Annotated in this window: 1 protein-coding gene; it reads left to right on the forward strand. The window is 52.3% G+C overall.

The window, feature by feature from the left end:
• On the forward strand, window positions 1-876 hold an 876-nt coding region (locus BP727_RS11765), incomplete at both ends, for a tetratricopeptide repeat protein (protein WP_286858974.1).

Consider the following 876-nt stretch of genomic DNA (forward strand, 5'->3'; position numbering starts at 1 on the left):
AACAGAAATTTGGGGCAAATCGCTAGGCGAAGATCATCCCAACTGCGCCACCGGCTTGAACAACCTCGCAGAGCTGTATCGATCTATAGGCAGATATAGCGAAGCTGAGCGGCTTTTCCGCCAGGCGACAGAAATTCGGCGCAAATCACTGGGAGAAGATCATCCCAACTACGCTGCTAGCCTGAACAACCTCGCTATCCTGTATCGATCGATGGGCAGATACAACGAAGCTGAGCCGCTTTTTCGCAAGGCAATAGAAATCTGGCGCAGATCGCTAGGCGAAGATCATCCCAATTACGCCACCAGCCTGAACAACCTTGCATTGGTGTACGATTCGATGGGCAGATATAGCGAAGCTGAGCCGCTTTTCCGCCAGGCAACAGAAATTCGGCGCAAATCGCTAGGCGAAGATCATCCTGACTACTCCCAGAGCTTGAACAATCTTGCTGGCCTGTATTATTCGATGGGCAGATACAGCGATGCTGAGCCGCTCTACCGAAAGGCAATAGAAAATTGGGGCAAATCGCTAGGTGAAGACCATCCCGCCTATGCCCAGAGCCTGAACAATCTCGCAGAGCTGTATCGATCGATGGGCAGATACAGCGATGCTGAGCCGCTCTACCGCAAGGCAACTGAAATTCGGCGCAAATCGCTAGGCGAAGATCATCCTGACTACTCCCAGAGCCTGAACAACCTCGCATTGATGTACTATTCTATAGGCAGATACAGCGATGCTGAGCCGCTTTTCCGCCAGGCAACAGAAATTCAGCGCAAATCGCTAGGTGAAGCCCATCCCGACTATGCCCAGAGCCTGAACAATCTCGCAGAGCTGTATCGATCGATGGGCAGATACAGCGATGCTGAGCCGCTTTTCCG

Source organism: Methanosaeta sp. UBA356 (genome assembly GCF_002496465.1).
GTDB lineage: Archaea > Halobacteriota > Methanosarcinia > Methanotrichales > Methanotrichaceae > Methanothrix > Methanothrix soehngenii.